17 protein-coding genes are annotated in these 19,251 nt (G+C 66.0%); 10 read left to right on the plus strand and 7 right to left on the minus strand.

Features of this window, described 5'->3' with window-relative positions; all coding sequences use genetic code 11:
* The first annotated feature begins 20 nt into the window (after positions 1-20).
* The 5 genes from trpB (at position 21) to ASF14_RS11445 (ending at position 4,841) form a co-directional block, all read left to right on the plus strand.
* Complete coding sequence (trpB, locus tag ASF14_RS11425; protein WP_056435346.1) at positions 21-1,253, plus strand: tryptophan synthase subunit beta; 1,233 nt, start codon at positions 21-23, stop codon at positions 1,251-1,253.
* Positions 1,250-2,062: a tryptophan synthase subunit alpha gene (gene trpA / locus ASF14_RS11430; RefSeq protein WP_056434910.1), complete on the plus strand. Its 813-nt coding sequence runs from the start codon at positions 1,250-1,252 to the stop codon at positions 2,060-2,062. Before trpB ends, trpA begins: the two co-directional genes overlap by 4 nt.
* On the plus strand, positions 2,059-2,913 hold the full coding sequence (gene accD / locus ASF14_RS11435) for an acetyl-CoA carboxylase, carboxyltransferase subunit beta (RefSeq protein ID WP_056434911.1): 855 nt from the start codon (positions 2,059-2,061) through the stop codon (positions 2,911-2,913). Before trpA ends, accD begins: the two co-directional genes overlap by 4 nt.
* Positions 2,914-2,998: 85 nt before the next feature.
* Positions 2,999-4,318, plus strand: coding sequence for a bifunctional folylpolyglutamate synthase/dihydrofolate synthase (locus ASF14_RS11440; RefSeq protein WP_056434912.1), 1,320 nt, complete (start codon positions 2,999-3,001; stop codon positions 4,316-4,318).
* Positions 4,319-4,412: 94 nt separating this feature from the next.
* On the plus strand, positions 4,413-4,841 hold the full coding sequence (locus tag ASF14_RS11445) for a DUF6628 family protein (RefSeq protein WP_056434913.1): 429 nt from the start codon (positions 4,413-4,415) through the stop codon (positions 4,839-4,841).
* Here the strand turns inward: ASF14_RS11445 and ASF14_RS11450 are convergent.
* A complete protein-coding gene (locus tag ASF14_RS11450) occupies positions 4,831-6,159 on the minus strand; it encodes an AmpG family muropeptide MFS transporter (protein ID WP_056434914.1) in 1,329 nt (442 codons plus the stop codon). The genes ASF14_RS11445 and ASF14_RS11450 overlap by 11 nt on opposite strands.
* Positions 6,160-6,191: 32 nt before the next feature.
* Positions 6,192-6,662, minus strand: a complete 471-nt coding sequence (locus tag ASF14_RS11455) for a response regulator (protein WP_056434915.1) — start codon at positions 6,660-6,662, stop codon at positions 6,192-6,194.
* Between the two features lie 108 nt (positions 6,663-6,770).
* On the opposite strand from ASF14_RS11455, the gene ASF14_RS20845 reads away from it, so the two are divergent.
* Both ASF14_RS20845 and rsmD read left to right on the plus strand, forming a co-directional pair.
* The gene (locus ASF14_RS20845) at positions 6,771-8,336 is read left to right on the plus strand and encodes a pseudouridine synthase (protein ID WP_082442203.1); all 1,566 of its coding nucleotides are present in this window, start codon (positions 6,771-6,773) and stop codon (positions 8,334-8,336) included.
* Positions 8,336-8,872, plus strand: coding sequence for a 16S rRNA (guanine(966)-N(2))-methyltransferase RsmD (gene rsmD / locus ASF14_RS11465; protein WP_056434916.1), 537 nt, complete (start codon positions 8,336-8,338; stop codon positions 8,870-8,872). The genes ASF14_RS20845 and rsmD overlap by 1 nt, the downstream gene beginning before the upstream one ends.
* On the opposite strand, the gene ASF14_RS11470 is transcribed toward rsmD, so the two are convergent.
* The 3 genes from ASF14_RS11470 to ASF14_RS11480 form a co-directional block, all read right to left on the minus strand.
* The gene (locus ASF14_RS11470) at positions 8,863-10,137 is read right to left on the minus strand and encodes an MFS transporter (protein WP_056434917.1); all 1,275 of its coding nucleotides are present in this window, start codon (positions 10,135-10,137) and stop codon (positions 8,863-8,865) included. The genes rsmD and ASF14_RS11470 overlap by 10 nt on opposite strands.
* A gap of 46 nt (positions 10,138-10,183) precedes the next feature.
* On the minus strand, positions 10,184-11,824 hold the full coding sequence (locus tag ASF14_RS11475; protein ID WP_056434918.1) for an inorganic phosphate transporter: 1,641 nt from the start codon (positions 11,822-11,824) through the stop codon (positions 10,184-10,186).
* Between the two features lie 131 nt (positions 11,825-11,955).
* Complete coding sequence (locus tag ASF14_RS11480) at positions 11,956-12,264, minus strand: UrcA family protein (protein ID WP_168371521.1); 309 nt, start codon at positions 12,262-12,264, stop codon at positions 11,956-11,958.
* Between the two features lie 213 nt (positions 12,265-12,477).
* On the opposite strand from ASF14_RS11480, the gene ASF14_RS11485 reads away from it, so the two are divergent.
* The gene (locus tag ASF14_RS11485; protein WP_056434920.1) at positions 12,478-14,769 is read left to right on the plus strand and encodes an ATP-dependent helicase; all 2,292 of its coding nucleotides are present in this window, start codon (positions 12,478-12,480) and stop codon (positions 14,767-14,769) included.
* Positions 14,770-15,003: 234 nt separating this feature from the next.
* The gene (locus tag ASF14_RS11490) at positions 15,004-15,564 is read left to right on the plus strand and encodes a glycine zipper 2TM domain-containing protein (RefSeq protein WP_056434921.1); all 561 of its coding nucleotides are present in this window, start codon (positions 15,004-15,006) and stop codon (positions 15,562-15,564) included.
* A 51-nt stretch (positions 15,565-15,615) separates the two neighbouring features.
* On the opposite strand, the gene ASF14_RS11495 is transcribed toward ASF14_RS11490, so the two are convergent.
* Positions 15,616-15,957, minus strand: a complete 342-nt coding sequence (locus ASF14_RS11495; protein WP_056435349.1) for a hypothetical protein — start codon at positions 15,955-15,957, stop codon at positions 15,616-15,618.
* A gap of 106 nt (positions 15,958-16,063) precedes the next feature.
* Entirely contained in the window at positions 16,064-18,181 is a 2,118-nt protein-coding gene (locus tag ASF14_RS11500; protein WP_056434922.1) for a prolyl oligopeptidase family serine peptidase, read from the minus strand.
* Positions 18,182-18,400: 219 nt separating this feature from the next.
* On the opposite strand from ASF14_RS11500, the gene ASF14_RS11505 reads away from it, so the two are divergent.
* Entirely contained in the window at positions 18,401-19,225 is an 825-nt protein-coding gene (locus ASF14_RS11505; protein WP_056434923.1) for an alpha/beta fold hydrolase, read from the plus strand.
* Positions 19,226-19,251: the final 26 nt, after the last annotated feature.

Below are 19,251 nucleotides of genomic sequence, written 5' to 3' on the forward strand. Positions count from 1 at the left end.
AAATGCCCAAGGGAAACGAGATGAACGCCCCCAATTCCTTCCGTGCCCAGCCCGACGAGCGCGGCCATTTCGGTGATTTCGGCGGGCGCTACGTCGCCGAGACGCTGATGCCGTTGATCCTCGACCTGGAGCGTGAGTATCGCGCCGCGCAGGTCGATCCGGCCTTCAAGGCCGAGTTCGAGGATCTGATGACCCATTATGTCGGTCGTCCCAGCCCGATGTATTATGCCGAGCGCATGACCGAGACGCTTCGTGCGAGCGCGCCCGAGGGCAAGGGGCCGAAGGTCTATTTCAAGCGCGAGGAACTGAACCACACCGGCGCGCACAAGATCAACAACTGCATCGGCCAGATCCTGCTCGCCAAGCGGATGGGCAAGACGCGGATCATCGCCGAGACGGGCGCGGGCCAGCATGGCGTGGCGACCGCCACCGTCGCGGCGCGCTTCGGCCTGCCCTGCACCATCTTCATGGGCGCGCGCGATATCGAGCGTCAGGCGCCGAACGTGTTCCGTATGAAGCTGCTGGGTGCGGAAGTGCGTCCGGTCACATCGGGTGCGCAGACGCTGAAGGATGCGATGAACGAGGCGCTGCGCGACTGGGTCGCCAATGTCCACGACACCTTCTACATCATCGGCACGGCGGCCGGTCCTCACCCCTATCCGGAAATGGTCCGCGACTTCCAGTCGGTGATCGGAACCGAGTCGAAGGCGCAGATCCTGGAGGCCGAGGGCCGCCTGCCCGACCTGCTGATCGCATCGGTCGGTGGCGGGTCGAATGCCATCGGCCTGTTCCACCCCTTTCTGGACGACGCCGAAGTCGCGATGCTGGGCATCGAGGCGGCCGGGCACGGCCTGAACACCACCCAGCATGCGGCCAGCCTGACTGGCGGCAAGCCCGGCATCCTCCATGGCAACAAGACCTATTTGTTGCAGGACGAGGACGGACAGATTGCCGAGGCGCATTCGATCTCGGCCGGGCTCGACTATCCGGGGATCGGGCCGGAGCATAGCTGGCTGAACGATACCGGCCGCGTCGTCTATGAAGGCGTGACCGATACCGAGGCGCTCGACGCCTTCCAGCTCTGCTGCAAGGTCGAGGGGATCATCCCGGCGCTGGAATGCAGCCATGCGCTGGTCGGGCTGATCCGCCGTGCGCCGCTGATGGACCGGGACCAGATCGTGCTGGTCAATATTTCGGGTCGTGGCGACAAGGACATCTTCACCGTCGCCGACGCGCTGGGAGCCAAGATGTGAGCCGGATCGCCGATAGCTTTGCGGCCTGCGCCGATGCGGGCCGTGCCGCCCTCGTCACCTTCGTGACCGCGGGCGATCCGACGCCGGGCGACACCGCCGCCATCCTCGACGCGCTGGTCGAGGGTGGTGCGGACGTGGTCGAACTGGGAATGCCCTTCACCGATCCGATGGCCGATGGCCCGGCGATCCAGAAGGCCAATATCCGCAGCCTGGGCGCGGGCACCCGCACCGCCGACGTGCTGGCGATCGCCACGGCCTTTCGCGCCCGTCACCCGAACGTGCCGCTGGTCCTGATGGGCTATGCCAACCCGATGACGGTACGCGGCCCCGAATGGTTCGCCGAGGCGGCGGCACAAGCGGGCGTCGACGGCGTGATCTGCGTCGACGTACCCGCCGAGGAAGACGATGCGCTGGGCGTCGCGCTGCGCGGCAAGGGGATCGCCTCGATTCGGCTGGCGACCCCGACCAGCGATGCCGTGCGCCTGCCGACGATTTTGACGGGCGCCGACGGTTTCCTCTATTATGTCTCCGTCGCGGGCATCACCGGGCAGCAGCAGGCGGCGCAATCCTCGATCGAGGACGCGGTCGCTCGTCTGAAGGCGGCGACCCATTTGCCGGTCGCGGTCGGCTTCGGCGTCCGTACTCCGGAACAGGCGGCGGCGATCGGTCGCGTGGCGGACGGCGTCGTCGTCGGCTCGGCGATCGTCGACCTGGTGGGCGAGCATGGGGCCAACGCTCCCGCCCCGGTCCGCGCCTATATTCAAACCCTGTCGTCGGCACTGGCCGATGCACGCAAGGAACTCGCATGAGCTGGCTCAACAGCGTCCGCAACGTCATCCCCTTCGTCGTCAAGAAGGAGACGCCCGATCATCTCTGGCATAAGTGCAAGGGATGCGGGCAGATGGTCTTCACCAAGGAGCTGGAAGACAATCTGAACGTCTGCCCAAAATGCGATCATCACGACCGCATCGGGCCCAAGGCGCGTTTCCGCCATCTGCTGGACGAAGGGAGCTGCAACGAGCTGCCCGCGCCCAAGGTACCCGAGGATCCGCTGAAGTTCCGGGACTCCAAGCGCTATGCCGATCGCCTGAAGGCGGCACGGACCAGCGCGGCGGAGAACGACGCACTGGTCAATGCGCGTGGCACGATCCTGGGCCACAAGGTCGTGGTCGGCGTGCAAGACTTCGCCTTCATGGGCGGATCGATGGGCCTGGCGGTCGGTGAGGCGTTTGTGCGCGGCGTCGAGGCGGCCATTGCGGACAACTGCCCCTATGTCATCTTCACCGCCTCGGGCGGCGCGCGCATGCAGGAAGGCATTCTCAGCCTGATGCAGATGCCGCGCACCACCGTGGCGATCCAGATGCTGCATGATGCGGGCCTGCCCTATATCGTCGTGCTGACCGACCCGACCTCGGGCGGCGTAATGGCGGCCTATGCGATGCTGGGCGATGTCCAGATCGCCGAGCCGAAGGCGACCCTGGCCTTTACCGGCCGCCGCGTGATCGAGAACACGATCCGTGAAAAGCTGCCCGACGATTTCCAGACGTCGGAATATTATCTGGACCATGGGATGCTCGACATGGTCGTTCACCGCCGCGACCTGCGTGAGCGTCTGGCGACCGTGATCGGCTATCTGACCGGATCGCGTCAGGCCGCCTGAACCGTCGCCTTTTCCCATCGATCGCATTAGAGGGGCGGGCCGAGAGGTCCGCCTCTTTCATATCCGCTTTCCAAGAGACCGGCCGATGCCCGACCATGCCCGTTCCGACCATCCGGCCGTCCAGGCACAGCTCGACCGGCTGTGGAGTCTGTCGCCCGGTGCGGATGTCCTGGGTTTGGAGCGGATCACGACCCTGCTCGGGCGGCTGGGCGATCCGCAGCATCATCTGCCGCCGGTTTTCCATGTCGCGGGCACCAACGGCAAGGGCTCGACCTGCGCCTTTCTGCGCGCCGCGATCGAGGCGTCGGGCCAGAGCGTTCATGTCTATTCCAGTCCGCACCTCGTCCGGTTCAACGAGCGAATCCGACTGAACGGCCGCTTGATCACGGACGATGCGCTCGCGGCGGTGCTCGACGAAGTGCTGGGTCATGCCGAGGGGATCGGGGCCAGCTTCTTCGAAGTGACGACGGCGGCCGCGTTCCTGTCCTTCGCCCGCAATCCGGCTGCCGCTACGATCATTGAGGTCGGTCTGGGCGGCCGCCTGGACGCGACCAATATCCTGCCGCCGCCTGCGGTCTGTGGCATCGCGGCGCTGGGCATCGATCACGAGGCGTTTCTGGGCCGCAAGCTTACCGGCATCGCGCGCGAAAAAGCGGGAATCGCCAAGCGAGGCACGCCGCTGGTCACCATGGACTATGCCCGCCCGCTGCGAGACGCGATCGCCCAGGTGGCGGCCGCCGCCGGGGCTCCCGTCTTCGCAGGGGGACAGGCTTGGTCGAGCGCGTCCACACGCAGCGGCGTGTCCTACGAGGACAAGCGGGGTCAAATCGCCTTGCCCCGGCCGAGCCTGACAGGCGGGCACCAGTCGCGCAATTTGGCGCTGGCGGTGGCGATGCTGCGACATCAGCAAGCCGTGACCGTTTCGGATGAGGCTCTGAGGCAGGCGGCAACCGGCGCGCAATGGCCTGCACGGATGCAGCGTCTGAGGCATGGGCCGCTGACCCAGGCCCTGCCCGCCGGAACGCAATGCTGGCTGGACGGCGCGCACAACCCATCCGCTGCGACGCCGGTGGCGCGGACCATGGCGGGCTGGCGATCCGAAGGGCCGACCGCGCTTATTCTGGGGATGCTGGCGAACAAGGAAGCCGGGCCGGTCTTGGAAAAGCTCGGCGGGATGGTCGACCTGATCGTTACCGTGCCCGTGCCCGATCACGCCTGCCACGCGCCCGAAAGCCTTGCGCAACAGGCCCATGCCTTGGGCCTCAAGGCGATCTCGGCCGGGGACCCTTCGCATGCGCTTGCCTTGGTTGCCGAGCAGCTCGAAGCCCCGTCCCATGTCCTGATCGCGGGATCACTTTACCTGGCCGGACAGGTCCTTGCCCAGAATGACGAGGCGCCGCAATGATGCGATGAGCCGATCCCACCAACCGCTTTATTTGCGATTGACTATCAATAGCGACCGTTTAGCATGGGGACCGTAATCACGGAGTCCCCCGCCGATGGCCGAAACCACCACCCTCGCCGCAGCTTTGCCGCACATGCTGCCGGCCTGCCCCCACGCCCGGATTGCCCTGTTCGCGATACGTCGGATGGGCGCGCACGGGCTGGCGGATGCCCGTGCGTCGCACACGCTGTTCACCATGTTCGGACAGGATTTCCGACGTCCGCTGATCCTGATGCGGACGCTGATGGCCGATCTGGCCGCCCACGCCTCGGGCCAGATCGCCATTGCGCCTTGCTGCTGTGCGCGGATGACGGCGGCGGAGGCGGCGCTGATGACCATCCTCTCCCAGATGGAAGCGGCGCCGCAAAAGGCGCATTTCCTGATGACCGATCTGCTCGGCGTGCGGCGGGTCGATAGCGTCCTGGCGAGCGCCGCCGCCGTCTCGGCGGCCTTTGCGGACGAAGGGCGGCCGATCAGTTACTGACCGGTGCCTCGCGACGGGCGTCGCCCTCTCCGGCGACGCCTGCACTGCCGATCGAACGGTCAACCAGGCCCGACCGCGCCATCCACCAGAACAGCAGGACGCCCGGCACGGCGACGACCGTGGTCAGCAGATAGAAGTCGACATAGCCGAACTGCTCGACCAGCGCCCCCGCCGTCGTGCCGCTCAGGATACGCCCGACTACGCTCGCCGCCGCCGAAATCAGCGCATATTGTGCCGCAGTAAAGCGCAGGTCGGTCAGCGCCGAGAAATAGGCGACGACGGTGACGCCGCCGATCCCGCTCGAAAAATTCTCGAACCCGATCGCGCCCGCCATGCCCCAGTTGGAATGACCCAGCGCCGCCAGCCCCGCAAAGGACAGGTTGGACACTGCCATCAGCATCAGGCTGATCAGCACGGATCGCTTCATCCCCAGCCGCGCATAGAGGACGCCGCCGACGAACACGCCGATCAGCAATGCCCAAAAGCCGACACCGACATCGTACAGCGCGATTTCGTCCTTGCTGAACCCCAGGTCGTTGAACAACAGGCGGAAGGTCAGGTTGGCGAGCGTATCGCCGATCTTGTGGACCAGGATGAAGGCCAGGATGATAAGCGCGCCCTGACGGCGAAAAAACTCGGCAAAGGGGCCGACGACCGCGCGGACGATCCCCTCGCTCGGGCGCTTGGCGGTGATCTCGCTATGCCGCTTCGGCTCACCCATGAACAGCGCGGTCAGCACGGCGGGCAGTGCGAAGGCGCAACTGACTATATAGGCCACGCTCCATCCCGCGCGCGTCGCGATGACCAGCGAGAGCGAGGCGACGAGTGCCGAGCCGATCCGCCAGCCATATTGGCCCATGCCCGCCCCCACGCCCAGCTGGCGCGGCTCGAGCAGTTCGATGCGATAGGCATCGATCACGATGTCGAAGGTCGCCCCGGCGATGCCCAGCGCCAGGGCGGCCATCGCCGTCTGCGCCAATGACACGCGCGGGTCTGCCAGGCCCAGGCCGATCGCCGCTGCGCAGACCAGCGCCGCCACGACCAGCAGCCACGAGACGCGCTGGCCCAAGCGGTGTAGGACGGGGATCTTCACCCCCTCGACGATCCAGGCCCATAACCATTTCAGATTATAGGCCAGGATCACTAGCGCAAAGGCGGTGACGCTCTTCTTCTCGATCCCCGCTTCCGCCAGCCGGCTGGCCAGCGTCGCGTTGATCATGGTCAGCGGAAAGGCCGAGGATATGCCGAGCGCGAGCGAGGCCAGCGGTGCGGGCTCGACATAGGGCCGCACTCCATCCAACCAACGCGCACTCGCCATAGAACCGCTCACCCTATCGGAAAGCGGGGACCCTATAAGGCTTGGCCATCAGGGGCAACGGGGCCGGACGATGCTGCTCGGGCGAAAAGACGAAAGCCCGATGGCAGGCGACCCGGCGCCTTTCCCGCGCGGCGCTCCTCGATCGCATCGATCGCGCCCAACAGCTCGCGCGAGCCATAGGGCTTCATCAGCAGCCCCTCGGCAAGTTGCTCGACGCCATCGGGCGGCGTGCCGGTGATGAACAGGACGGGGATGTCGCGGGCATGGGCAGCCCGCGCCACATCGACGCCACTGCCGTCTGCCAGGCGCACATCCGCCAGAACCAGATCGATCCCGGCACCCCCGTCGATCAGGGTGACGGCCTTGCTGACGCGGTCGACCGTGGCGACCACCTCAAAATCGGCATCGGTCAGGACGTGTTCGGTGTCGAACGCGACCAACGGCTCGTCCTCAACAACGAGCAGCTTGACCAGCTGTCGTTTCTTTCGCCCGAAGAATCTCATCCCTCTATCGGCCTGTCCTGCTGTCCCGCTCGCTCGCGTAACGCTTTGTCTACGAGAAACGACGCAATTAATTTCCTTTGGTCGACACCCTCTGTATCAGCGTGGATCATGACACCAGATCAACGTATAGCAAAGCTGCTCGCGCGGGCAGGAGTCGCGTCGCGCCGAGAGATCGAGCGGATGATCGCCGAGGGCCGGATCGCCCTGAATGGCGTGACCATCGACACCCCTGCGACGCTTCTTTCATCTCTCGACGGCGTGACCGTGGATGGCGATCCCGTCGCCGCGCCCGAGCCGACACGCCTGTTCCTCTATCACAAGCCCACCGGCCTGCTCGTCACCGAGCATGACCCGGCGGGGCGGCCGACCATCTATGATCGCCTGCCCGAGGGATTGCCGCGTCTGGTGCCGGTCGGACGGCTCGACCTGAATACCGAGGGGCTGCTGCTGCTGACCACTGATGGCGGGTTCAAGCGTCAGCTGGAATTGCCCGCCACCGGCGTCGAGCGCACCTATCGCGCCCGCGCTTATGGCGACATCACCCAAGCGCAGTTGGAAGAGCTGATCCACGGGATCGAGATCGACGGCATCCGCTACGGCCAGATCGACGCCAATCTCGAGCGGCGGACCGGCGCGAACGTCTGGATCGAAATGACGCTTCGGGAGGGCAAGAACCGCGAAGTTCGCCGCGTCCTCGAACATCTGGGGCTTCAGGTCAGCCGGTTGATCCGATTGCGCTACGGTCCTTTCGTGCTGGACGAGCTGCCGGTCGGTGACATCGGCGAGGTCCGGGGTGCCGATATCGTCGAATTCCGGCGGTCGCTGGAGGGCGGCATCCCCGCCGACGCGGTCAAGCCTGCGAAGATCAAGCCCGGCTTCCGCACGCCGCCGACGCGCGCCGCAGGTGAGCGCCCGGCACGCGCTGGTGCAGGCGAGGCCTGCGGTGGAGCGAGTGACCGCCCCCGGTCGCAGGAGCGGATGGGGTCTGGCGACCGGCGCCGCCGGGACGACGCGCGCCCGTCGTCGGCCTATGCCCGAATCGACCGTCCGGCCCGTGAAGGCGCTCGATCCGACCGACCGCGTGAGGGCGCGAAGCCCTACGCCAAATCGCCGACAAACGAACGCTCCGGCTTTGGCGGACAACGCCCATCCCGCTTCGAGGATCGTACCGAACGCCCTGCGCGTGACGGTGTTCGGTCGGATCGGGCGCGGCCGGGGGCCAAGCCCTTTGCCAAATCCTCGACGGGCGAACGGTCGGGTTCCGGCGGCCAGCGGCCATCGCGTTTCGATGACCGGGCCGAGCGGCCTGCTCGCGAGGGCGGTCGTTCCGATCGGCCGCGTCGGGATGCCAAGCGTTTCGGCAGCGCTGCCACCGGCGAGCGCTACGGCTCCGGTGGACAGCGGGCGTCGCGCTTTGACGACCGGGGCGAACGCCCGGCACGGGACGGCGCTCGCTTCGATCGTTCGCGTGGCGACACCAAGCCCTTTGCCAAGCCTGGGGGTGGCCCACGCCAGCCGCGTGTCGACGATCGCGGTGACCGCCCCGCCCGTCCGTCGCGTGGTCCCCAGGGTTCGCCCGGACGCTCCGGCGGACCGTCGAGGCTGGACTCACGCGGCGGCGGACGTCCTAACGGTGGCGGCTCGCGTCCCGGTCGCCCGGGAGGGCAGCGCTGATGCGTGTGATCGCCGGACAATGGCGCGGACGCCCGCTGGTCGCGCCCAAGGGTGACGTGACCCGCCCGACCGCCGACCGAACGCGCGAGGCCTTGTTCTCGATGCTGACGGCCCGGCTGGGCGATTTCGAGGGGCTGGCCGTCGGCGACTTCTTCGCCGGTTCAGGCGCGCTCGGGATCGAGGCCTTGTCGCGCGGGGCGGCGTCCTGCCTGTTCGTCGAGCAGGACCGCGCCGCCCTCGATGCGCTGCGGGCCAATCTCGCCAAGCTGAAGGCGAAGGGCGATGTCCGGGCGTCTTCAGTGATGGCGCTGGGGCCTGCACGGGCGCCGCTCGACCTGATCCTGATGGACCCGCCTTATGGGACAAGCGCGGGCAGCGTCGCGCTCGACAAGCTGGCCCGGCTCGGCTGGGTTGGTGCGGGAACCTGGGTCAGCATCGAGACGGCCAAGCAGGAAGAGATCGAGCTTGCGGGCTTCACCGTCGATGCTTCCCGCGTCCACGGGAAGGCGCGGCTGACCCTGCTTCGTCAGGCCTGATAGGCACCGCGCCCGCGCATCAGGGCGAGCCCGGCGAGGCTGAGCAGACCGGCGGCGACCAGATAGCCGCCGACGAAGTTCAGCCCGCCGCGCTCGGTCAGCGCCTGTGCCGCGATGGGGGCGAGGGCGCCGCCAATGATACCGCCCAGATTGAACGTCATCGACACGCCGGTATAGCGCACGCCCGCCGGAAATAGCGCGGGCAACCAGCCGCCCAACGGGCCATAGGCAAAGCCCATCACGAACAGCGCTGCCGCCAGCCAGGCAAAGACGATGGCAAGCGATCCCGATCCGAGCATCGGTCCCATCGCGATCCCGATCAGCACGCAACCCGCAAAGCCCAGCCGCAGCATGGACGGCGCGCCATGCCGGTCGGCCGTCACGCTCGAGACGATGACGCCGAGCGCCAGGAACAGGATCGCCACCAGCTGAATGCCCAGAAACGCCTCGCGCGGATAGCCGAGCACCGTCGTCCCATGCCCCAGCGCAAAGGCGGTCGCGAGGTAGAAGATTGCGAAACAGGCGACCACCCCGCCCGTTCCCGCCAGCAGCGCGCGGCCATGCCCCTGAAGCAGCGTCGCGATCGGCACGCGGGGCAACGCCTCGGCCTTCTTCGCCTCGGCAAAATCGGGTGTCTCGGTCAGGCGCAGGCGGACCCACAGTCCCAACAGCACCAATACTGCACTCGCCAGGAACGGCAGGCGCCAGCCCCAGGCGCGGAACTGTTCGTCGGTCAGGATCAGCCCTAGGATCAGGAAGAAGCCATTGGCCAGTATGAAGCCCACCGGTGCGCCGAGCGGCGGGAACATGCCCCAGGTGTTGCGCTTGCCCGGCGGGGCGTTCTCCACCGCCAGCAAGGCGGCGCCGCCCCATTCGCCGCCCAGCCCCAGCCCCTGCCCCAACCGCGCGATGCACAGCAGCAGCGGCGCGATCCATCCCGCTTGCGCATAGGTCGGCAGGAAAGCGATGGCGACGGTCGATCCGCCCATCAGCATCAGGCTGACCACCAGGGTCGATTTGCGCCCAACCCGGTCGCCGAAATGGCCGAAGGCGATGGCCCCCACCGGTCGGGCCACAAAGGCGAGGCCGAAGCTGGCATAGGATAGCAATAATTGCGCCGTCGCCGAAGATGCCGGAAAGAACAGCGGCCCGAATACCAGCGCCGCTGCGGTCGCATAGATATAGAAGTCGTAGAATTCGACCGCCGTACCGGTAAGGCTGGCCAGCAGGATATGGCGGTGCGACGGAGGCGAGGCATGGGTCATGCCTCGCTCGTGCAGAAGCGGACGCCCGGCGTAAAGCCCTATCCGCTTACCCCTCCAACACGCGGGCCAGTTGCAGCAGCAGCCAATAGAGGGTGCCCGACAGCAGCATCGCGGCGGGCAGCGTCAGGACCCAGGCCAGCAGCATGTTGCGGATCGTCCGGAACTGAAGACCTGCGCCATTGGCGACAGACGCCCCGGCGACGCCGGAGGTCAGGATATGCGTGGTCGACACCGGACGGCCAATATATTCCGCACCGAAGATCGTCGCTGCCGTCATCAGTTCGGCTGCGGCCCCCATGCCATAGGTCAGATGCGTCTTGCCGATCCGCTCACCGACCGTCACCACGATCCGCCGCCAGCCGACCATGGTACCCAGGCCCAGCGCCAGGGCGACCGTGACCTTCACCCAGAGCGGGATATAGCGGGTGCCCCGCTCCAGCGACCCGGCATAGCCGTTGAGCGACTCGATCTCGGCGGCGGTGAAGCGCTGCTTGGCCGTCTCGCTCTTGGTCACCATGCGGGTGGTGTCGAGGACCAGATACATGTCGTTGCGCAGGTTGGGCACGACGGCGGCGGGGATACGGCTGAGCGCGCCGTAATTGCCGATCCGTTCGCCGATGTCGCGCGACAGCGCGGACAGGCCCGCATAGACTTTGGGCGTATCGATCGCCTTTTTGCGGACGGCGTCGACCACGTCCGCGCGCGCCTGATCGACCGAGGGGGTGCCTTGCGCACCATGTGCGGCATAGGCTGTCGCCGCAACCTGCGCGCTGCGCACGAAGGCAGGCATGGCGCTCTCGGGCAGCGTGCGGTTCAGCGCATAGGCGGTCGGCGCGCAGCCGATCAGGATCAGCATGATCAGCCCCATGCCCTTCTGCCCGTCATTGCCGCCATGCGCGAAGCTGACCGCCGTGCAGGTGAAGATCAGAAGCGCACGGATGCCGCGCGGCGGCGGCGTATCGCCCTCCGGCTCGCGATAGAGGCGCTTGTCGCGCAGGAAACGCTTCATGACGAGCAGCAGCATCAGAGCACCGGCAAAACCGATCAGCGGGCTGAACAGCAGTGCGGACAGGACCTTCCACACCTGCGCCATATCGACCCCGGAGGTGCCGGGAATGCTGGACAGCAACTGGTTGGCGAGCCCGACGCCCAGGATCGAGCCGATCAGCGCATGGCTCGACGAATTGGGCAGCCCTACCGCCCAGGTTGCCAGGTTCCAAAGAACCGCTGCCAGCAGCAGCGCAAAGATCATCGCGAACCCGCCAGCCGAGCCGACATGCAGCATCAGGTCGATGGGCAACAGCGTGATGATGGAATAGGCGACGGCTCCGGTCGAGGTCAGAACGCCCAGGAAATTGAAGAAACCGGACCAGACGACCGCCAGCGGGGCGGGCATCGAATGGGTATAGATGACGGTGGCGACCGCATTGGCGGTATCGTGAAACCCGTTCACGAACTCGAAGCCCAGTGCGATCAGCAGCGCCAGCCCCAGAAAAGCGAACACGCCCATCGCCATCGGCTCACCGACGCGGGCGGTGTCCACCGCAATGCTATAGCCGGCATAGGCGAGGCCGCCGATCAACAGGGCAGTGAACACCCAACGGCCCATCGGATGGAGCCCGGCATCGAGACGCGGCCCGCGAACGTGGGATTCGGATTGGCCACCGGCGAGCGCATAGGATGTCATGACCAATCGCGTTGCGCCTTTCTGGTGACATTTTCATGACGGCTGCCCGGTGCCCGCCGGTCCACGCCGTCTCACATCGGAACGCGACCGGGCGGTGTATCGGACCGCCCGGTCGAGTGCCGTTCATGATCTCAGTTGTTGCTGGCCAGCGCGACCGGCGCGGCGGTCGACAATGCCGCGACCTTGATCGCGGCGTCCGCCATCATCTCTCGGCGGCAGCGCGTGATGTCGGCGTTGCGGCGCAGATCGGCCGTTACATGGCCGCACGCCATGGTCGCGGCACGGCGGATACGCGCGTCGAACTGGGCGCGATCAGCGGCACGGTGCAGATCGAGATCGGCGTGACGAACGGTGACCGTGACCGGCTCGCGCATTTCGGCCTGAGCCGTTGCGGACGCAAACAGAGAAGCCGCAATGGCGGCTGCCGTAAACTTCTTCATCTTGTGGTGCTCCTGCATCGGATCGTGCCCTTCACGGCGGCGTGAGTGATGGGGTCACCCCGCCGCTCGTCGGCACGCGGTGCCTCTAGGCGGCGGACATGTCGCTTTCGCGTCGCACAAAAGACGCTATGATGACGCGTCCCGCGATGAAACAAGGCCGGGCCGAGATTACGGGTGGTTGCCCCCGCTGCAAACGTTCCCTAACTGTTCGCGATGACCGTGCCTTCTTCCGATCCCGCCGCTTCGCTGGCCGATTATCCCTATCTTCGGACGTTGAACCCCGCGCAGCGCGAGGCGGTGTTGACCACGGACGGGCCGGTGCTGGTGCTGGCGGGCGCGGGCACGGGCAAGACGGCGGCACTGACCGCACGGCTGGCGCACCTTCTCTATACGCGCAAGGCCTGGCCGTCGGAGATTCTGTCGGTCACCTTCACCAACAAGGCCGCACGCGAGATGCGCGAGCGCGTCGGGCGGCTGGTCGGTGACGCGGTGGAGGGGATGCCATGGCTGGGCACCTTCCATGCGATCGGGGCCAAGATGCTGCGCCGTCATGCCGAACTGGTCGGGCTGCAATCCAACTTCACCATCCTCGACACCGACGATCAGCTGCGATTGCTCAAGCAGTTGATCGTGGCGGCGGACATCGACGAAAAGCGCTTTCCGGCGCGCGCCTTGGGCGGCCTGATCGACGAATGGAAGAACAAGGGGCTGGTCCCCGGCGATATCGATGCGGGCGAAGCCGAGCGTTACGCCAACGGCCAGGGGGCCGAGCTCTACCGGCAATATCAGGACCGGCTGCGCAGCGTGAACGCCTGCGACTTCGGTGATCTGCTGCTCCACATGCTGACCATCCTGAAGACGCATCGCGACGTGCTGGAGCATTATCAGCAGCGCTTCCGCTATATCATGGTGGACGAGTATCAGGACACCAACAGCGTCCAGTATCTCTGGCTGCGACTGCTTGCCCAGGCGCGCAAGAACATCGCCTGTGTCGGCGATGACGATCAGTCCATCTATTCGTGGCGTGGCGCGCAGGTGGAGAATATCCTGCGCTTCGAGCGGGACTTTCCGGGTGCCAAGGTCATCCGGCTGGAACAGAATTACCGTTCGACGCCGCACATCTTGGGCGCGGCCTCGGGGGTGATCGCCAATAATGGCGGTCGGCTCGGCAAGACGCTTTGGACCGAGTTGGACGTCGGCGAGAAGGTCCAGGTGCTGGGCGTCTGGGACGGCCCCGAGGAAGCGCGGCGGGTCGGCGAGGAGATCGAATCGGCGCGGCGGTCGGGTACGTCCTACGACAATATCGCCATTCTCGTTCGCGCCTCTCACCAGACCCGCGAATTCGAGGATCGCTTTATCGCGATCGGTCTGCCCTATCGGATCGTCGGCGGGTTCCGCTTTTACGAGCGCGCCGAAATCCGCGATGCGCTTGCGTATCTGCGCATCGTCAACCAGCCGTCGGACGATCTGGCGTTCGAGCGAATCGTCAACGTTCCCAAGCGCGGCTTGGGCGACAAGGCGCTGGCGAAGATCCACCAACTGGCGCGGGCCGAAGGACTGCCGCTGACCATCGCCTCGGCGCGTATCCTCGACACCGACGAGCTGACCCCGCAGGCGCGCCGGAGCCTGGGCAATCTGATCGGCGACATCGCACGCTGGCGCGACATGGCGCGCGACCTCGCCCACCCGGAACTGGCGCGCCAGTTACTCGACGAGAGCGGCTATACCGCCATGTACCAGAACGAAAAGTCGGCGGAGGCGGCCGGGCGGCTGGAGAACCTGTCCGAACTCGTCCGCGCAATGGAGGATTACGAGTCGCTCGGCGCGTTCCTGGAGCATGTCTCGCTGGTCATGGACCGCGACGGCGACCAGCGCGAGCCCGAGGTGACGATCATGACGATCCATGCCGCCAAGGGGCTGGAGTTCGACACGGTGTTCCTGGCGGGCTGGGAGGAAGGCCTGTTTCCGTCGCAGCGTGCGATCGATGAAGGCGGCACGCGCAGCCTGGAGGAGGAGCGGCGGCTCGCCTATGTCGCGATCACCCGCGCGCGGCGAAAGGCGGTGATCCTCCACGCGGCCAATCGCCGTATCTATGGCCAATGGACGTCGAGCCTGCCCAGTCGCTTCGTCGGCGAACTGCCGCCCGAGCATATCGAGAGCGAGACGAGCATGACCGGCGGCGAAAGCCTGTGGCGTGCGAACTGGTCCGAACATGCCGACCCCTTCGCCAATGTCGGGCGCGGCACCGGGCGCGGTCCGGGCTGGCAGCGGGCTGCGACGGGGCAGAATGCGGCCCCTGCCCGTCCCGCTCGGATCGTCGAGTCGCGTTCGCCCTCCGTCGGATTGGGGCAGAAGGGGCGCGACGATCTGCGTGTCGGCGAGCGCGTGTTCCACCAGAAGTTCGGCTATGGCGAGATCGCGGCGATCGAGGGCAACAAGCTGGAGATCGATTTCGAGCAGGCCGGGCGCAAGCGGGTGATGGACAGCTTCGTCACCAAGGGGTGAAAAGCCTCCGCATTCCTCCCCTGCAAGGGGTGGTGGCAGGGCGAAGCCCTGACGAAGGGGTGTCACCGTTGAAGAGATCGGGCAACTTACGATCGGTTACACCCCTCCACCATGCTGCGCATGGTCCCCCTCCCCTTGCAGGGGAGGAATGGTTGATGTCGTTCAGGAACCATATCCTTTCGTGGCCGTATCGCTCGCCTCCCCCGATTGTCGGGGTATGGAGGGATAGGAGCGATGGGCTTTCGTCGTCTGACCATCTTGGCGATCACCACCGCCGTCACTGCAACGGCCATTCCTGCGACGGCACAGACCGCCGCACAGGATGCGCGGTTCCGGGCGGCGCAGGCGCGCTTCGATCGGGAATATCAGATCTATCGTCAGGAAGTGGACCTGTACCAGTCCGAGCGGAGCCAGGGCGGCTATGACGATGGCGACTATCGCCCCGCCCCGCCACAGGCTGGTCCCGGTGGTTATCGGGTCGCACCGCCGGTTCCGGCCGATGGCTATGACCGCAACGCCGAACCTTATTACGATCCGGTGGGCGACTATCGCGACGGTTCGCAATATCGCGAGCGCGTGCTGCAGCCGCAGGATCGGGTCTATGCGGGGACCGATGGTCGCTATTATTGCCGTCGCCCGGACGGCACGACCGGCCTGATCATCGGTGGCGCAGCCGGTGGCGTGCTGGGCAATCTGGTCGGCGGGCGGAGCAGCACGATCGCGACGCTGCTCGGGGCGGCAGGCGGCGCCTTGGCCGGTCGCTCGATCGAGCAGAACCAGGTCCGCTGCCGCTAAGGCTCCAGGTACCGCGTTTCTATCGAAGCGCGGTACCTGGCTTTTCCAGGATCAGCCCGGCTCGACCATCATCAGGGCCGCACCCTGATATTTCTCGGCATCGCGCTCGAACAGGGCGCTTGCCGTGAACCGCCGGGGCGTCAGGCGCAGCGCGCCAAGTCCGGCAAGCTTGAAGGTGCCCATCTTTTCCTCGCGCGGCGGCTTTCCGTCCCGCTCGATCGTCGTCGCGTCGACATATAGTTCGTCGTGTCGCGTGAAGATCACATGGGGCGCCAGCACCACTTCGCCGCGATTATACATGGCGGACACCGCCTGCATCTTGACGATCGCTTCGAAGATGATGGCGGGAGCGCCTGCCGCCGGTTCAGCCGGACGGCGCTCGGTCGTCGTCATATCGGTCATCCCCTGCATTTGCCGATCCTGTCGCGGTGCAGCAAGAGCATAATTGCCGCATGGGGCATTGGAAAGGCCGGGCGTGCGAGACACCCGGCCCCTTCGGCTATCGTTTCGGCGCGTCCATCAGCTTCTGGGCGAAATATACCATCTGCTGCGCACTCAACCGCGCACCTTGCGCAATGTCGGCATCGCCCGAGTGCCCACCTGCCGTATCTTCGTAAAAAAGATAGGGTATGCCATATTCCGACAGGCGCGCGGCGAATTTGCGCGCATGCTGCGGCCCGACGCGGTCATCCTTGGTCGTGGTCCAGATATAGGGCTCGGGGTAAGCGACGCCCTTGCGGATATTGGCATAGGGCGAAATCTTGCGCAGGAACGCAGCCTCCTCCGGCACGTCGATCGAGCCATATTCGTCTTTCCACGAATCGCCCGCCGCGATCTTCTGATACCGCACCATGTCGAGCAGCGGCACCTGGATCGTCACCGCCTTCCACAGCTCGGGATGCTGGGTCAGTTCGACACCCATCAACAGGCCGCCATTCGATCCGCCATAGATGCCCAGCTTCTGCGGATTGGTAATCCGCCGCGTGAAGAGGTCCTTCGCCACGCTCGCGAAATCGTCATAGATGATCTGCCGCTTGGTCTTGCGGCCCGCATCATGCCATTTCGGGCCGAACTCGCCGCCACCCCGGATATTGGCGAGCACGAACGCACCGCCCCGCTCGGTCCAGATCTTGCCGGTCGAACCGAGATAATTGGGCAGGCGGGCAATCTCGAACCCGCCATAGGCCGTCATCAGCGTGGGCGTCGTTCCGTCCAGCTTCGCGCCCTTGGGCAGGACGACGAAATAGGGGATTTTGGTCCCGTCGGTCGAGACGGCTTCATATTGATGGACCGTCGTACCCGCGGCATCGAAACGGGCGGGCAGCGTCTTCAGCACTTGCGGCGCGGCCGGACGGCTAGCGTCGAAGCGCGACAACACGGTCGGCGTCGTGAAGCCCGAGGTCGACAGATAGACGGTGTTCGACCGGTCGCTGGTGCTGACCACATCGACCGCCATATTGTCCGGCACCTGCACGACCGTGGCCGCCCAGCCGTTGCCGGTCGGGGCAAAGACGCTCGCCCGGCCCCGGACATTGTCGATATAGGTGACGACGACGCGGTCCTTCGTGGTCGAAACCCCCTCCACCGCCTGTCGGTCGGTCGGCGTGAACAGCGCGCGTGGGGTGATCTGCCCCGCTTGCAGCTCGGACAGCGGTGCCCAGACGACCGAACCCGCCGGGTGCTGGCCCCAGGCGTCGCTGCTCTGGAAGATCACCTTGCCATCGACCATCCCGGCCGGAAAGGCGCGGGCGGGCATCGCGATAGGCTTGGCCCCGCCGCCTGGCGTCCAGAACAGCTTGCTGCCGCCGAAGAACGTCTGTCGCCGCTCGATCACGACCGCCCGAGTGCCCTTCGCATCGGTCAGGACACTGGCATAGGTGCCCAGTTCGTCGGTCGGCGCGCCACGGAAAATCTCGGTCGCCTGTTCCAGCGGTGCTCCGCGCTTCACCATCTTCACGACGAAGGGATAGCTCGACTTGGTGAGTGTCCCCTGCCCCCAGTCACGACTGACCAGCAGCGTATCCTTGTCGAGCCAGGCCGCGCCCTGTTTGGAGGTGGAGAGACGAAAACCGTTCGGGACGAACTGACCGGTCTCCAGATCGAACTCGCGATATTCGATCGCGTCCTCGCCACCCTCGGACAGGGCGATCAGGCACAGCCGATCCTCCGGGCTGAGGCAGGACAGGCCCTTCCAGACCCATTTCTTGCCCTCCGCCTTGCCGAGTGCGTCGAGGTCGAGAAGCGTCGTCCATTTCGGCGCGGCGGAAGCGTAATCGGCTTCGGTCGTCCAGCGCCATAGCCCTTGCGGATGATCGGCATCGCGCCAGAAATTGACGATGCGGCCATAGATCTGGCCCGGCATCGGAATGCGATCCTTGGCAGAGGCGATGGCGAGCGCTTCGGAATAGAAGGTTTGATAACGCGGATCGTTCTGGAGACGTGGCAAGGTCTTGGCATTCTCCGCCTCGACCCAGCCGAGCGCCTTCGCGCCGTCCTTGTCCTCCAGCCAGATATAGGGATCGTTCTCGGTCATCGGACTGGTCTGCGCCATCGCATGCCCCGCCACAAGCTGCCCGGCCAGCATCGTGCCCGCCAGCAGTCCACGCCATCCCCGCATTCCGTCACGCTCCGTCTCAATCGCGAATGATGGGAATGTGACTTCATCACGTAACGAAGGCAATGCGGGACTGCCGCTTTATTACCCTCCAGATCGGCCCCATCCAAGTCGATGGGATCGTTGGACTCCATGACGCTCTGCAATCGCCGGGGATACGGAACGGCCGCACGACCGGCCCGTTCACCTCCCACCTTATCGCCATATGCGCAGGAGCAGACGATGCCTTATGTGAAGACCCGCGACGGAACCGACATCTACGTCAAGGACTGGGGTGAGGGACGCCCCGTCGTGCTGCTCCATGGCTGGCCGCTCTCGGCGGACATGTGGGACGCCCAGATGATGGCGCTGGCCGAGGCCGGGTTCCGCGCCATCGCCTATGACCGGCGTGGCTTCGGACGCTCTGGCCAGCCGTGGTCGGGGTACGACTATGACACGCTGTCCGATGATCTGGCCGATGTGCTGGAGGCGACGGGCGCGCAGGACGCGGCGATCATCGGCTTCTCGATGGGCGGCGGTGAAGTCGCCCGCTATATGAGCCGCCATGACGGCAAGGGCGTGGTCGCGGCCGGGCTCATCGCCTCGGTCGTGCCCTACATGCTCAAGACCGACGATAATCCCCACGGCACCGACCAATCGGTGTTCGACCAGATCGGCCAGGGCCTGCGCGACGACCGCGCCAACTTCCTGCGCCACACCTTCTTCAAGCAATTCTTTGGCGTGGGCTTCATCAGCAGCCCGGTCAGCGACGATGTGCTCGACTGGGCGACGAGCATGGCGATGCAGGCGGGGCTCAAGCCGACGCTGGCCTGCGCCGAGTCGTTCAGCCAGACGGATTTCCGCCCCGACCTGTCCGCGTTCCGCGTGCCGACGCTGATCGTGCATGGGACCGGCGATCAGACCGTTCCGATCGATGCGGCGGGCCGCGCCGCAGCGGCGGGCATCGCGCATTCGCAGCTCGTCGAATATGACGGCGCGCCGCACGGGTTGAACGTCACGCACAGCGACCGTCTGACCAGCGACCTGCTGACCTTCATGGGTCGGTGATACGGAAAAGGGCGGCCTTGCGGGGC

Source organism: Sphingomonas sp. Leaf257, assembly GCF_001422185.1.
Classification (GTDB): Bacteria; Pseudomonadota; Alphaproteobacteria; order Sphingomonadales; family Sphingomonadaceae; genus Sphingomonas; species Sphingomonas yabuuchiae.

Coding starts and splice junctions, on each gene's coding strand:
- trpB (WP_056435346.1), top strand. CDS start 21: ATGAACGCCCCCAATTCCTTCCGTGCCCAGCCCGACGAGCGCGGCCAT.
- ASF14_RS11450 (WP_056434914.1), bottom strand. CDS start 6,159: ATGGCGAGTGCGCGTTGGTTGGATGGAGTGCGGCCCTATGTCGAGCCC.
- ASF14_RS11505 (WP_056434923.1), top strand. CDS start 18,401: ATGCCTTATGTGAAGACCCGCGACGGAACCGACATCTACGTCAAGGAC.
- ASF14_RS11455 (WP_056434915.1), bottom strand. CDS start 6,662: ATGAGATTCTTCGGGCGAAAGAAACGACAGCTGGTCAAGCTGCTCGTT.
- ASF14_RS20845 (WP_082442203.1), top strand. CDS start 6,771: ATGACACCAGATCAACGTATAGCAAAGCTGCTCGCGCGGGCAGGAGTC.
- ASF14_RS11500 (WP_056434922.1), bottom strand. CDS start 18,181: ATGCGGGGATGGCGTGGACTGCTGGCGGGCACGATGCTGGCCGGGCAG.
- rsmD (WP_056434916.1), top strand. CDS start 8,336: ATGCGTGTGATCGCCGGACAATGGCGCGGACGCCCGCTGGTCGCGCCC.
- ASF14_RS11485 (WP_056434920.1), top strand. CDS start 12,478: ATGACCGTGCCTTCTTCCGATCCCGCCGCTTCGCTGGCCGATTATCCC.
- ASF14_RS11480 (WP_168371521.1), bottom strand. CDS start 12,264: ATGAAGAAGTTTACGGCAGCCGCCATTGCGGCTTCTCTGTTTGCGTCC.
- ASF14_RS11445 (WP_056434913.1), top strand. CDS start 4,413: ATGGCCGAAACCACCACCCTCGCCGCAGCTTTGCCGCACATGCTGCCG.
- ASF14_RS11490 (WP_056434921.1), top strand. CDS start 15,004: ATGGGCTTTCGTCGTCTGACCATCTTGGCGATCACCACCGCCGTCACT.
- ASF14_RS11440 (WP_056434912.1), top strand. CDS start 2,999: ATGCCCGACCATGCCCGTTCCGACCATCCGGCCGTCCAGGCACAGCTC.
- ASF14_RS11470 (WP_056434917.1), bottom strand. CDS start 10,137: ATGACCCATGCCTCGCCTCCGTCGCACCGCCATATCCTGCTGGCCAGC.
- accD (WP_056434911.1), top strand. CDS start 2,059: ATGAGCTGGCTCAACAGCGTCCGCAACGTCATCCCCTTCGTCGTCAAG.
- ASF14_RS11475 (WP_056434918.1), bottom strand. CDS start 11,824: ATGACATCCTATGCGCTCGCCGGTGGCCAATCCGAATCCCACGTTCGC.
- ASF14_RS11495 (WP_056435349.1), bottom strand. CDS start 15,957: ATGACGACGACCGAGCGCCGTCCGGCTGAACCGGCGGCAGGCGCTCCC.